The following is a 12651-nucleotide window of genomic DNA, read 5'->3' as shown; positions in this document are numbered from 1 at the left end:
CACGCCCTCCAAGCCAAAAGGACATAACCCAAATCCATGTCCCGTATCGTGATGAAATTCGGCGGCACCTCGATGGCCGGTATCGAGCGCATTCGCAGCGTCGCGCTGCGCGTGAAGCGCGAGGTCGAGGCCGGCAACCAGGTCGCGATCGTCGTGTCGGCGATGGCGGGCGAGACCGACCGGCTGGTCAATTTCTGCCGCGAGGCGTCCTCGCTCTACGATCCGCGCGAATATGACGTGGTCGTCTCGGCCGGCGAACAGATCACCAGCGGCCTGCTGGCGATCGCGCTTCAGGCGGTGGGCGTCACCGCGCGCAGCTGGATGGGCTGGCAATTGCCGATCCGCACGTCAGACGGCCATGCCTCGGCGCGGATCGCGGATATCGACACGACCGGCCTGATCGCCTCGCTGGAACGCGGCGAGGTGGCGGTGATCCCGGGCTTTCAGGGCGTGGCGTCGGGCGAGCGCGTCACGACGCTCGGGCGCGGCGGCTCCGATACGTCGGCGGTGGCGATGGCGGCGGCGATGAAGGCCGATCGCTGCGACATCTACACCGATGTGGACGGCGTCTACACCACCGATCCGCGCATCGTGCCGCGCGCCCGCAAGCTGAAGCGCGTGACGTACGAGGAAATGCTGGAACTGGCGAGCGTGGGGGCGAAAGTGCTTCAGACGCGCTCGGTCGGGCTGGCGATGAAGGAAAAGGTCCGCGTGCAGGTGCTGTCGTCGTTCACCGACGCCGATGCACCGATGGCGGATACATTGCCCGGCACGATGATCGTGGGGGAAGAGGAGATTACCGACGTGGAACGGCAGCTGATCACCGGCATCGCGCACGACAAGAACGAAGCGAAGATCACCCTGACGAGCGTGCCGGACAAGCCCGGCGCGGTCGGCGCGATCTTCACGCCACTGGCCGATGCCAGCATCAACGTCGACATGATCGTGCAGAACGTCGCGCATTCGACCGGGTCGACCGACGTCACCTTCACCGTGCCCGCCGCCGATCTGGCGCGGTCGCTCGAAGTGCTGGGCAAGGCGCAGGGCAAGATCGGCTATGCCGAACTGTTCCACGATACCCGCGTCGCCAAGATCTCGGTCGTCGGCGTGGGCATGCGCAGCCATGCCGGCGTCGCCGCGACGATGTTCGAAACCCTGGGCGCGCGCGGCATCAACATCCAGGTCATCACCACCTCCGAAATCAAGGTGTCGGTGCTGATCCACGAGGACGAAACCGAACTCGCCGTGCGCGTGCTGCACACGGCGTACGGGCTGGATGCCGAGGACGCGGCCTGAGCCTTTCTATCCGCCTGCGAAATGTTCTAAGGCGCAGCGCATGAACGAAACATCCTCCATCGGCGCCGAGCGTCTGGCCCGGCGCATGGCGCGCGGCATCGAATTTCTCGGCAGCGAGGTCGCGATCCTATGCGGTGCGATGTCGTGGGTCAGCGAGCGCAACCTCGTCTCGGCCATGTCCAATGCCGGCGGCTTCGGGTTGATCGCGTGCGGTGCGATGACGCCGGAACTGCTCGATACCGAGATCGCGGCGACCAAGGCGCTCACCGCCAAGCCGTTCGGCGTCAACCTCATTACCATGCATCCGCAATTGTTCGATCTGATCGCGGTGTGCGCAAAGCATGAGGTGACGCATGTCGTGCTCGCCGGTGGCCTGCCGCCCAAGGGCGCGCTCGAGGCGATCAAGGCGACGGGAGCCAAGGTTATCTGCTTCGCGCCCGCGCTCAGCCTCGCCAAGAAGCTGATCCGCTCCGGCGTCGATGCTTTGGTGGTCGAGGGCATGGAGGCCGGTGGACATATCGGCCCGGTGTCCACTTCGGTGCTGGCGCAGGAAATCCTGCCCGAAGTCGCCGATCAGGTGCCGGTGTTCGTCGCTGGCGGGATCGGGCGGGGGGAAGCGATCGCCGGCTATCTCGATATGGGCGCGGCCGGCGTACAGCTCGGCACGCGCTTCGTCTGCGCGACCGAAAGCATCGCGCACGCCAATTTCAAGAAGGCGTTCATCCGCGCCTCGGCCCGCGACGCGGTCGCCAGCGTACAGATCGATCCGCGCCTGCCGGTCATCCCCGTGCGCGCGCTGAAGAACGCATCGAGCGAACTCTTCACCGCCAAGCAGCGCGAAGTGGCGCAGGCGCTGGACGAGGGCGCGGTCGCGATGGGCGAGGCGCAATTGCAGATCGAACATTATTGGGCCGGCGCGCTGCGCCGCGCGGTGATCGACGGCGATGTCGAGAACGGATCGCTGATGGCCGGCCAGTCGGTCGGCATGGTGACGAAGGAGGAGCCGCTCGCAGACATCCTCGGCACGCTGATGGCCGAAGCGGCGCACGCGCTGGAGAAGCGCGCGGCCTGATGCTTGCATTTTGCTAGCAGTTTGCTATCGATCGATTATGGCTACCCTTACGATCCGGCAACTCGACGACGGCGTTTACGCAAGTCTGAAACGCGACGCCAAAGTCAATCACAGGTCGATCGAGGCGGAAGCGCGATACCGCCTTGAGCATGGCGGTTCCGCCGCGATCGTGCCGGGCGGATTGGCAAATCGCTTTCGCAAAACGATGATCGATCCTGGTCCGGACTATGAAGGTAGCGTTGCGCTGGTCCGCGCCATTCGCGACGAGGAATGATCGTCGTCGATGCCAGCTTGGCGACAAAATGGCTGCTGACCGAAGATGATAGTGAAGCGGCGCTCGCCTTTCTCGATGCCCGCGAACAGGAGATTGCCGCTCCCGATTTGCTGGCGATCGAGGTTTGCCGCGCGCTGGTGACGGCGGCCAATATGGGTCGCATCGACAAGCGGGCGGGGCGGACGTTAATCGCCGAATGGCTGAAGACGGTCGATCAAGGCAGCTTCAGATTGTACGCGCTCGACACTGGTTTGGTCGGTCGCGGTTCGGATATCGCGCTCGATCTCGGCCATCCATTGGCCGACTGCCTGTATCTCGCATTGGCCATAAACCTGGGCGTTGATTTGGTCACCTGTGACGCAAGGTTCGTTGCGAAGGCCAGGGTTCATCATCCCAATATCCGGCTGCTCGCGGACTTTAGCTGAAGACGGGTCGCGACGTCTGGGCGTACGGGGTTCCTTCTCCGGCACTCGTCCGCTAAGGGCTTATGGGATGCCGTCATCGTCACAGGATCAGCCCGCCGAAGGCCGCTTCGTGGGATCGGAACACCGTTTCCCGGTGCGGGTCTATTTCGAGGACACCGATCTGTCGGGCGTGGTCTATCACGCCAATTACCTGCGCTACATGGAGCGCGGCCGCTCCGATTTCCTGCGCTTGGCCGGGATTGACCAGCGCGCGTTCAACGATGCGGGGGAGGGGGCCTATGCCGTCACCGCGCTCGCGATCCGCTACCGGCGTCCGGCGAAACTGGACGATGCGCTGGTCGTGGTCAGCCGCCTGACGAAGATTCGCGCCGCATCGGTCGATATTCATCAAAGGGTCATGCTGGGTGACGAGATACTCAGCGAGGGCGACGTGACCGCCGCTCTGGTCGCGCCTTCGGGGCGGCCACGGCGGCAACCGCGCGAATGGGTCGCGGCGTTCGAGCGGCTGATGGCCCAAGAGAAAACGGAAGAATGATGGACGCAATCGTGAACACAGACCCTGCCAGCATGTCGATGATCGGCCTGTTCCTGCACGCCAACATCCTGGTGAAGATCGTGATGGTCGGGCTGCTGCTCGCCAGCGTGTGGACCTGGGCGATCATCGTCAGCTTCTGGATGAAGATCGGCTCCACCAAGCGCAAGACCGAGGCGTTCGAGCGCGATTTCTGGAAGGCGGACGATATCGACGCCTTCTACCGCGAGCATAAGGACAGCGATCTGCCGGTCGCCAAGGTGTTCGCCGCCGGCGTGTCCGAATGGCGGCGCTCCACCGTCGGCGGCACGGTCGATCGCGACGGTACGCGCGAGCGGCTGGCGACGGCGATGGGCGCATCGGTCGCGGGCGAGATCGATAAGCTATCGGATCGGCTGAATATCCTGGCGACGGTCGGCTCGGTCGCGCCGTTCGTCGGCCTGTTCGGCACGGTGATCGGCATCATGGACAGCTTCACGCGCATCGCGTCGGCGCAGAACACCTCGCTCGCGGTCGTCGCGCCCGGCATCGCCGAGGCCCTGTTCGCCACCGCGATCGGCCTGTTCGCCGCCATCCCGGCGGTGATCGCGTACAACCGCTTCAGCCACGGCATCAACCGGATCGAGGCCGGTCTGAACCGCTTCGCCGACGGTTTCCACGCGACGCTCAGCCGTCAGCTCGAATCCGAGCATAAACGGTGAGCGCGCCGCAATGTCGATAAACCTTCCCTCGCAGCGCGGTCGCGGGCGGCGCGCGCCGATGGCGGACATCAACGTGACGCCGATGGTCGACGTGATGCTGGTGCTGCTGATCATCTTCATGGTCACCGCGCCGCTGCTGACGGCGGGCGTGCCGGTCAACCTGCCGGACAGCCGCGCCAAGCCGCTCGATCAGGATCAGAAACCGGTGCAGGTCTCGCTCGACGCGACCGGCAAGATCTTCGTCGATCAGGATGAAGTGACCGAGGCGATCCTGCCCGACGTCTTCGCGCAGGTCGCCAAGAAGGCGCAGAACGGCCAGCCGCCGCAGATCTTCCTGCGCGCCGACAAGAAGCTCGATTATGGCCGCGTGATGCGCGTGATGGGCGATCTCAACGCCGCCGGGCTCAACCGCGTCGCGCTGGTGACGGTGGGGGACGAGCCCAAGTGATCGGGCGCGACACCTGATGGAGCGGACGGAAAAGATTGGCCTGGCCGTCGCGGTCGTCGGGCATGTGGCGATCTTCGCGCTGCTGACGGTCGGCTTCCTGTCGGAGCCGGCCCCGGAAGCGCCGAAACCCAAGGCGATCGACATCTCGCTGGTCGACAAGGTCGCGCTCGAAGCCACCGCGCCGCCGGCCGCCGAGCCGCCGACCCAGTCGCGCGCGCCCGAACCCGCGCCGCCGGAAGAAGCCGCGCCACCGGAGGCCGCGCCCGAACCCCAGCCGGAGCCGAAGCCCGCGCCGCCAAAGCCGCCCGAACCAGCGCCCGCGCCGGCCCCAAAGCCCGCGCCCAAGGCCCCGCCGCCGCCCAAGAAGCCGCCGGTCGCGAAACCGGAGACGCCGCCCAAGCCCAAGGCCGCGCCGGTCAAGGCCAGCACCGCGCCGACCAAGCAGCCGGCGACCGCCAAGGGCACCGGCACCAATGCAGCGGCGAAGAAACCCCGCGCCGGCGGCTTCGTGCTCGATCCCGAAACCCTCTCCGGCAAGACCGCCACGCCGACCAAGGCCAAGGCCCCGTCGCCTGCCGCGCCCGCCGCGACGATGGACGCCGCCGCCGCCGCGGATATCGGGTCCGCGATCAAGCGGCAGGTGCAGCCCTGCGCCGATCGTCAGGTCAATCCGGGCCCGGGCGCGTCGCGGATCATCGTCACGATCCGGCTGCAGCTCAACCGCGACGGATCGCTCAACGGCCGCCCGACCGTCGCCGACGCACATGGCGGGGTGGATGCCGAGAACAGCCGCTATGTCGATGCGGTCGATCGCAACGCCATCGCCACCTTCATGGGCTGCGCGCCGCTGCGGGGCCTGCCGCCCGAACTCTACGACGTCGCACGGGGCTGGAAAACCTTCGCCCTGCGCTACAAGCTGCCCGATTGAGGATGACCATGATGCACCATTTCCGCTTCCCGGCACTGGCCGTCGCGTTCTGCCTGGCCGCCACAGCCCAGGCCCAGACCCCGCCCGCACCCGCACCTGCTCCGGCGGCCCCGCAAGGCCAGACGCCGCCGGCCGGCGCGGACCAGTCCGGCGAACTCGTCGTCGATGTCGTCGGCGGCATCTCCGCCCCGCTCGGCATCGCCATCCCGCCGATGCCCGCCGCCGCCGTGACGGAGACGGCGGCCGGCCGCACCGACGAACTCGGCCGGCAACTGGCGCAGATCGTCACCACCGACCTGAAGAATTCCGGCCTGTTCAATCCCGCCGGCGGGCAGGCGATGCGGGCGGTCGAGTTCGGCGAGGTCACCGCGCCCGTATTCGATTACTGGGCCAATGCCCGCGTTTCGGCGCTGGTCCAGGGCTTCGTGCGCGGCAACAGTGACGGCACGCTGACCGTCGGCTGCTACCTCTACGACGTGTTCTCGCGCGCCGAACTGGCGCGGCAGGGCTTCGTCGTGCAGCCGTCCGACTGGCGCCGCGCGGGCCACAAATGCGCCGACATGGTCTATGCCAAGCTCACCGGCGAAGGCCCGTATTTCGACAGCCGCATGGTCTATGTCTCGGAGACGGGGCCAAAGGGCAAGCGCATCAAACGGCTCGCGATCATGGATCAGGACGGTGCCAACCACCGCTTCCTCACCAACGGCCAGTCGATCGTGCTGACGCCGCGGTTCGCGCCGAACCAGCAGTCGATCGTCTATATGAGCTATCTCAACGAACGCCCGGCGATCTACGTCTACGACATCGCCTCGGGCGGGCAGCGCCTGCTGGTCAACAATCCCAGCCTCACTTTTGCGCCAAGAGTCTCGCCCGACGGCAAATGGGTGCTGTTCTCGATGGCGGTGGCCGGCAATACCGATCTGTACCGCGTGCCGATGTCGGGCGGGTCGCCGCAGCGGCTGACCGAATCCCCCGGCATCGATACCGGCGGCAGCTATTCGCCCGATGGCCGCCGCATCGTGTTCGAAAGCGACCGGTCCGGCGGGCAGCAACTCTACACGATGAACGCCGACGGCACGAACCAGCAGCGCATCTCGTTCGGCGGCGGGCGCTATGCCACGCCGGTATGGAGCCCGCGCGGCGACCTGATCGCCTTCACCAAATTGTCCGGCAATTTCCGCATCGGCATCATGAGCCCGAGCGGCGGCGGTGAGAAATTGCTCACCAACGATTGGCAGGACGAAGGCCCGAGCTGGTCGCCCAACGGCCGCGTGCTCAGCTTCTATCGCCAGGGGCAAGGCGGCGGCGGCAAGGCCGATCTGTGGTCGGTCGATCTGACCGGCGTCAACGAACGCAAGATTCCCACCCCGCTCGATGGATCCGATCCGGGCTGGGGACCGTTACGCCCCTGAATCGTTTTTCAAGTCTGTACCGCTTTAAGTTTCAACCCGTCGCACTGTCGGTCGGACAATGCGGCACAACCCCAAGCGCAAAACGCGAAGGAGATGCCATCATGGCAAAACTGACCACCACGCTCTTGCTGGCGAGCGCCCTGCTCGCCACCGCGGCCTGCACCAAGAAGCGGCCAGCCGTGCTTCCGCCCGCGCCGGGCCCGGAAGCCACCGCCCCGGTTAATACCGGGGACACCGTGCGCCCCGGCTCGCGCGCCGATTTCGAACGCTCGGTCACCAGCAACACGGTCAATTTCGCGCTCGACCAGTATGACATCGATCCGCGCGCGCGTGAGATCCTCGACAGCCAGTCGCAATGGCTGGCGCGCTATCCCAATGTCGCCGTCACGCTGGAAGGCCATGCCGACGAACGCGGCACGCGCGAATACAATCTCGCGCTCGGCGATCGCCGCGCCAACGCGACCAAGAATTATCTCGCGGCACGCGGCGTGAACCCGGCGCGCATCTCGACGATCAGCTACGGCAAGGAACGCCCGCTCGCATTGGGTTCCGACGAAGCCAGCTGGGCACAGAACCGCCGCGCGGTGACGATCGTCGTGAACTGATCGATCGCTCTTGGTGACGTGAAGGGGCGGCGTGCACCGGTGGTGCGCGCCGCCTTTTTGTTGTCCTGCCGTCCGCCACCCCACTGCCGTCATGCTGAACTCGTTTCAGCATCCATCGCGCAACAGGCTCAGCCCTTCTCGCGGAGAGATGGATCCTGACCTTCGTCAGGATAACGGCAAGATGGGGTGCAACGGAGACTCCAAACCCCTTGCACCCGAACCAATCCCGATATAAATATGATATCATATTAACGGGAGGGAATCGATGACCGACAGATTATCCGGGGACCGCGCGATCACCCGTTCGGCGGAGCGGGCGGCGCATACGTCGAGCGGCTATCTGATGTTGGCAGTACTGGTCGCCACCATTCTGGGGGGCCTCGGCGGCGGCGCGCTGATCGATTCGAACCCAGCGCTCGGCGGCACGATCATCGTCGCCTGCGCGCTCGTCTTCCTGTTCGTCTCCAGCGGCTTCTACATGCAGCAACCCAATCAGGCGACCGCGATCACCCTGTTCGGGGCCTATAAGGGCACCGATCGCAACGAGGGCCTGCGCTGGCTGCTGCCATGGCTCGGGCGCAAGAAGGTATCGCTGCGCGCCAACAACATGATCTCCGAACGCCTCAAGGTGAACGACCTGCGCGGCAACCCGATCGAGATCGCCGCGCAAGTGGTGTGGCGCGTGACGGATACCGCGCACGCGCTGTTCGATATCGACGATTACAAGGCGTTCGTAATCGTGCAGATCGAAGCGGCGGTGCGCACGATCGGCGCGCGCTACCCTTATGACGATTACGAGCATCAGGAGGTCACGCTGCGCGGCAATCACGATCAGGTCGGCGTGGAACTCCGCCAGGAACTGATCGCGCGGCTGGTGACGGCGGGGCTCACGGTGGACGAATGCGGCTTCACCCATCTCGCTTATGCGCAGGAGATCGCCGGCGCGATGCTCCGCCGGCAACAGGCGCAGGCCGTGGTCGCGGCGCGCCAGACCCTGGTCGAGGGCGCGGTCGGCATGGTCGAGATGGCGCTGACCCTGCTCAGCGAAAAGAACGTGGTCGAACTGGACGACGAACGCCGCGCCGCGATGGTTTCGAACCTGATGGTCGTGCTCTGCGGGGATCGCGATGCGCAGCCGGTGGTGAATGCGGGCACGCTGTATCAATAGGCCCCTGCCTTGAGCGCGCCGGCGAAGAAGGCCTTTCCGCTGCGCCTCGATCCCGCATTGTACGCGGCGGTCGAGCGCGCGGCGGCGGCCGATCTGCGCAGCGTCAACGCCGAACTGGAATGCCTGCTGCGCGAGGCGCTGGCGAAGCGGGGCGTAAAGGTAGCGCAAAGCGCGGCCCCGAAACGCGGACGGCCACCCAAGGAAAAGGAGACCGAAGATGAGCAGTGAAGACGGTATCTGGTTCGAACAGAAACGCGTCGGATACGGCGCGGGATTGCCGGTTGCGTGGCAGGGGTGGGCATTGGTCGGCGGGTATATCGCCGTGGTGGCCGGGCTGAGCTTCGCCCTGATGCCGAAGCATCCGGTGCCCTATTATGCGGTGGTCGCGATCGTCACGATCGCGCTGGCGGTCATCGCCGCGCGCCACACGCGCGGTGGGTGGAAGTGGCGTCGGTAGAATTGTTTCACGCGAAGGCGCGAAGGGAGGAAGAGAAGGGCGCAAAGAGTAAGGCTCGAATAGCAAGGGGAGAAACAGGCGCGTAAATCGCGCTTCCCCCATCCCCGTTCGTGCTGAGCTTGTCGAAGCACTGTCTTTACTTCGTGCCACAATTCCCGCGGGGGGAGGAAAGGCAGCCCTTCGACAAGCTCAGGGCGAACGGAAGGTTGGACGTGCCCAAAAGCACTCTTGCGATCTTCGATCGCTCAAACCCTTCTTAGCGCCTTCCTTCCCTTCGCGCCTTTGCGTGAACACCCTTCACCCCAAAGCCTCGTCCAACAACTTAGCCAATCGCAACCCGCCCCGCTCGACCTCCAGCCGCGCCGCCGGCAGGATCCGCGCGATCGTCGCCTGGTCCAGCTTCGCCCGCTTCGGCACCGGCCCGCACGCATCGCCGCCGAGCGCGCTGGCATAGGCCACGTCGTGCGCGACCTGCCAGCTTTCGCGGCTCCAATCCTCGACGCTGCCGGCCTGCATCTCGGCCTTCTCGCCCGCCGAATAGACCCGCACCGGCGACGGCGGCGTCGAGATCGCGCGCTCCGCCAGATACCCGTCCCAGATCGAATGCAGGTTCAGTTTCTCGGGCGCATAATCGCCATAGGCAGCGCTCACCTGATTGCCGCCGAGGTCGCCGCGGTCGCCGGCATGCAGCGGCTGGTGCAGATCGCCGACGAAATGGATCAGGAACGCCAGCGCCTGCACGCGTTCGCGCACCGGCACCTTTTTGTCCTTCAACAGCTTCACGTCGCGCTCGATCTGCGCCGACACGCAATTGCCGTCCTTGCACGGCCCCTTCAGATCGAACGGCTTGCACACGTTCACGTTCTGATAGTGCCAGATATAGGCATAGCTGAAGCGCGGCCCGAGCGTCTTGATGCAATCCGCCCAGATCGACGCCTGCTCGATCGTCCGCGCCGGACACGCTTCGGTTTCCAGCAGCTTCGACTGGCGCAGCAACGCATCGACCGCATGCCGCGTCTCCGGCTTGATGTTGCGATAGGCGATCTCGCCGACCGTCTCATGGCCATATTCCCAATAAGCCGAGGCCGGAGAGGCGAGGGTGACGGCGATGAGCGCGAACAATGCGGAGAGGATACGGGTCATGCAGGCCTTTTGCCCGATCCAAGTGCGGCGGGGTAGCACCTTCTTTCTCCCCTCCCTGTCGGAGAAGGGAGCCAGAGGTCACTCGTCGTTATAGATCGCCACGATCCGCTCGCCGCCGGATGTCGCCCGCCCGCGATTCATCCCCAGCGTCGTGAAGCTCCACACCGCATCGCCCTCCGGCCCGGTCACGATCACCCCGCCGCTGCCGCCCAGCTCCGCCACGTCCGCCATCACCGCATCCGCCGCCGTCTGTAATGGCTCACCAGCGAGGCGCACCCGCGCGCAAATCTCGTGCGCCACGCCGGCGCGGATGAAGAATTCGCCCGATCCGGTGGCGGAAACCGCGCCCGAACGATCGTCGGCATACGTGCCCGCCCCGATCAGCGGCGAATCGCCGATCCGGCCCCAGCGTTTGCCGGTCACGCCGCCGGTCGAGGTCGCCGCCGCGACATGGCCATGCGCGTCGCAGGCGACCGCGCCGACCGTGCCGTATTTCATCTCGACATCGAACGTGCCGCCGCGCGCCTTCAATTCCTCCAGTTGCGCCGCTCGCTCGGGCAGCACGAACCAGTCGGCCCCCGCCTGCGCCAGTCCGCGCTCCACGGAGAAATCGTCCGCCCCCGCGCCCGACAACAGCACGTGCGCGCCATCCTCCATCACCGCGCGCGCCAGATCGACCGGGTTGCGCGTCGCACCTACGCCCGCCACGGCCCCCGCGCGCCGGTCGCGCCCATCCATGATCGCCGCATCGAGTTCAGCTGCCCCATCCCAGGTCAAAGCCGCCCCCCGCCCTGAATTGAAGTGCGGATCGTCCTCCAGCACGCGCACCGCCGCCGCGACCGCATCGAGCGCCGCGCCGCCGCGCTCAAGCACCGCCGATCCCGCATCCAGCGCGGCGTTCAGCCCCGCGCGCGTGCCGGCATCCTGCTCCGGGGTGAGCCGCTCGCGCGTCATCATCCCCGCGCCGCCATGCACCAGCAATGTCCAGCGATCGCTCATTTCAACTCTCCTCGGTCGCCAGTGTCGCGGTGCGCGGCGGACGCACCGGCCCACGTTTGCGCAGGCCGATCAGCGGCCGCAGCCAGTCGACCTCACGCCCGATCGCATAGAAAGCCCAGCACCCGATCACGGTTGCCGCCACCAATATGGCGAATTCGACGATTGCGGACAGGTGATAGGGCAACAGGACCCACTCGCCCGCGACGATGATCGTCTGGTGGATGATGTAGAACGGGAACACCGCCTCGGTCAGCGTCGCGCGCCACGGCGTGTCGCGGTTCCAGTAGCGGTCGGCGATTCCGATCAACGCGACGATCGCGCTCCACCCCTGCACCGCGCGCGCGGCGGAGAAAATCAGCCCGAACGGGTAGGGCGGGACGACATCGACCGGCCATGCCATCTCGATCCCGACGACCATCGCATAGGAAAGCAAAGCCACGCCCGCCGCCCACGGCCAGATCCGCGCGACGCTGGCGAACCCCTTGTCCGATCCTGCAAAGGCGAATCCGAACAGAAAGGCGGGAAAATAGCTCGCATGCGCCAGCCAGTCGTCGACCAACGCATGCGTTTCGCGCCCACCGGGAAACAGCCAGGCCGATACGGCGATCAGCCACAGGCTCGGCCAGATCCACAGCCACACGCCACCGAACATTCGGTCGAACACACCCTGCAGACTGCGCCCACGCAAAACCGCCCCGACGATCGCGATCAGCATCGTGTACAACCACAGATACATCACGAACCACAGATGCTGCCAGTTCGGCAGGATGATCCCGTCGATCGACCAGAAACCGAAATAATCGTGGCGGTAGAAGTTCCAGAAACCGCCGGCATACCCATGCTGCCCCGCCAGTTCGATCCACGGTTGCACCGGCACGATCACGACGATGCCGAACAGCAAGGGAATCAGCAGCCGCGCGCTCCGCGACCGGACGAACCCACCGACGCCCCCGCCCTTGGCGAGCAATGTCCGGCTGGCATAACCCGAGACGACGAACAACAGGATCAGCCGCCAGGCATTGATCGCCATCATCGGGATCGCGATCCAGTCGGCGGGATCGGCCGTCTTCACATGATATGGCCAGGGCACGAAAACCAAAGCGACGTGATAGAGGATCAGCAACGCGAACGCGCCGACGCGAAGCCAGTCCAGACCGTAATGCCGTGCCATGATGCGAAGCCTTTAGACGA

The 12651-nt window shown here is 65.8% G+C and carries 16 protein-coding genes; 13 read left to right on the top strand and 3 right to left on the bottom strand.

Annotation, left to right across the window (positions count from 1 at the left end; translation table 11 throughout):
- The first annotated feature begins 36 nt into the window (after positions 1 to 36).
- The 13 genes from U1738_RS14905 to U1738_RS14845 all read left to right on the top strand — a co-directional run bounded on the left by U1738_RS14905 (position 37) and on the right by U1738_RS14845 (position 9318).
- A complete protein-coding gene (locus U1738_RS14905; protein ID WP_332789842.1) occupies positions 37 to 1296 on the top strand; it encodes an aspartate kinase in 1260 nt (419 codons plus the stop codon).
- A gap of 40 nt (positions 1297 to 1336) precedes the next feature.
- The gene (locus tag U1738_RS14900; protein WP_332789841.1) at positions 1337 to 2368 is read left to right on the top strand and encodes an NAD(P)H-dependent flavin oxidoreductase; all 1032 of its coding nucleotides are present in this window, start codon (positions 1337 to 1339) and stop codon (positions 2366 to 2368) included.
- Between the two features lie 37 nt (positions 2369 to 2405).
- Positions 2406 to 2642 carry a FitA-like ribbon-helix-helix domain-containing protein gene (locus U1738_RS14895; RefSeq protein ID WP_332789840.1) on the top strand — a complete coding sequence of 79 codons (237 nt, stop codon included), beginning with the start codon at positions 2406 to 2408 and terminating at the stop codon, positions 2640 to 2642.
- Positions 2639 to 3067: a type II toxin-antitoxin system VapC family toxin gene (locus U1738_RS14890; RefSeq protein WP_332789839.1), complete on the top strand. Its 429-nt coding sequence runs from the start codon at positions 2639 to 2641 to the stop codon at positions 3065 to 3067. Before U1738_RS14895 ends, U1738_RS14890 begins: the two co-directional genes overlap by 4 nt.
- A 67-nt stretch (positions 3068 to 3134) precedes the next feature.
- Positions 3135 to 3602 carry a YbgC/FadM family acyl-CoA thioesterase gene (locus tag U1738_RS14885; protein WP_332789838.1) on the top strand — a complete coding sequence of 156 codons (468 nt, stop codon included), beginning with the start codon at positions 3135 to 3137 and terminating at the stop codon, positions 3600 to 3602.
- Complete coding sequence (gene tolQ, locus U1738_RS14880) at positions 3602 to 4300, top strand: protein TolQ (RefSeq protein ID WP_443027031.1); 699 nt, start codon at positions 3602 to 3604, stop codon at positions 4298 to 4300. Before U1738_RS14885 ends, tolQ begins: the two co-directional genes overlap by 1 nt.
- Positions 4301 to 4310: 10 nt before the next feature.
- Positions 4311 to 4748, top strand: a complete 438-nt coding sequence (gene tolR, locus U1738_RS14875; protein ID WP_332789836.1) for a protein TolR — start codon at positions 4311 to 4313, stop codon at positions 4746 to 4748.
- A gap of 16 nt (positions 4749 to 4764) precedes the next feature.
- Positions 4765 to 5676 carry a cell envelope integrity protein TolA gene (gene tolA / locus U1738_RS14870; RefSeq protein ID WP_332789835.1) on the top strand — a complete coding sequence of 304 codons (912 nt, stop codon included), beginning with the start codon at positions 4765 to 4767 and terminating at the stop codon, positions 5674 to 5676.
- An 8-nt stretch (positions 5677 to 5684) separates the two neighbouring features.
- Complete coding sequence (gene tolB, locus U1738_RS14865) at positions 5685 to 7088, top strand: Tol-Pal system beta propeller repeat protein TolB (protein ID WP_332789834.1); 1404 nt, start codon at positions 5685 to 5687, stop codon at positions 7086 to 7088.
- Positions 7089 to 7189: 101 nt separating this feature from the next.
- The gene (pal, locus tag U1738_RS14860) at positions 7190 to 7693 is read left to right on the top strand and encodes a peptidoglycan-associated lipoprotein Pal (protein ID WP_332789833.1); all 504 of its coding nucleotides are present in this window, start codon (positions 7190 to 7192) and stop codon (positions 7691 to 7693) included.
- 265 nt (positions 7694 to 7958) lie between these two features.
- Positions 7959 to 8861: an SPFH domain-containing protein gene (locus tag U1738_RS14855; protein ID WP_332789832.1), complete on the top strand. Its 903-nt coding sequence runs from the start codon at positions 7959 to 7961 to the stop codon at positions 8859 to 8861.
- A 9-nt stretch (positions 8862 to 8870) separates the two neighbouring features.
- On the top strand, positions 8871 to 9089 hold the full coding sequence (locus U1738_RS14850; protein ID WP_332789831.1) for a type II toxin-antitoxin system antitoxin: 219 nt from the start codon (positions 8871 to 8873) through the stop codon (positions 9087 to 9089).
- Positions 9079 to 9318 (top strand): hypothetical protein, encoded by a 240-nt coding sequence (locus U1738_RS14845; protein WP_332789830.1) that lies wholly within the window; start codon positions 9079 to 9081, stop codon positions 9316 to 9318. The genes U1738_RS14850 and U1738_RS14845 overlap by 11 nt, the downstream gene beginning before the upstream one ends.
- A gap of 297 nt (positions 9319 to 9615) precedes the next feature.
- On the opposite strand, the gene U1738_RS14840 is transcribed toward U1738_RS14845, so the two are convergent.
- The 3 genes from U1738_RS14840 to U1738_RS14830 all read right to left on the bottom strand — a co-directional run bounded on the left by U1738_RS14840 (position 9616) and on the right by U1738_RS14830 (position 12631).
- The gene (locus tag U1738_RS14840; protein ID WP_332789829.1) at positions 9616 to 10461 is read right to left on the bottom strand and encodes a S1/P1 nuclease; all 846 of its coding nucleotides are present in this window, start codon (positions 10459 to 10461) and stop codon (positions 9616 to 9618) included.
- Between the two features lie 78 nt (positions 10462 to 10539).
- Positions 10540 to 11460: an isoaspartyl peptidase/L-asparaginase family protein gene (locus U1738_RS14835; RefSeq protein WP_332789828.1), complete on the bottom strand. Its 921-nt coding sequence runs from the start codon at positions 11458 to 11460 to the stop codon at positions 10540 to 10542.
- 1 nt (position 11461) lies between these two features.
- The gene (locus U1738_RS14830; RefSeq protein WP_332789827.1) at positions 11462 to 12631 is read right to left on the bottom strand and encodes an acyltransferase family protein; all 1170 of its coding nucleotides are present in this window, start codon (positions 12629 to 12631) and stop codon (positions 11462 to 11464) included.
- Positions 12632 to 12651: the final 20 nt, after the last annotated feature.

The organism is Parasphingomonas caseinilytica, assembly GCF_036663755.1.
Lineage (GTDB): Bacteria > Pseudomonadota > Alphaproteobacteria > Sphingomonadales > Sphingomonadaceae > Sphingomonas.
This window is presented reverse-complemented; position numbering and strand designations above follow the sequence as displayed.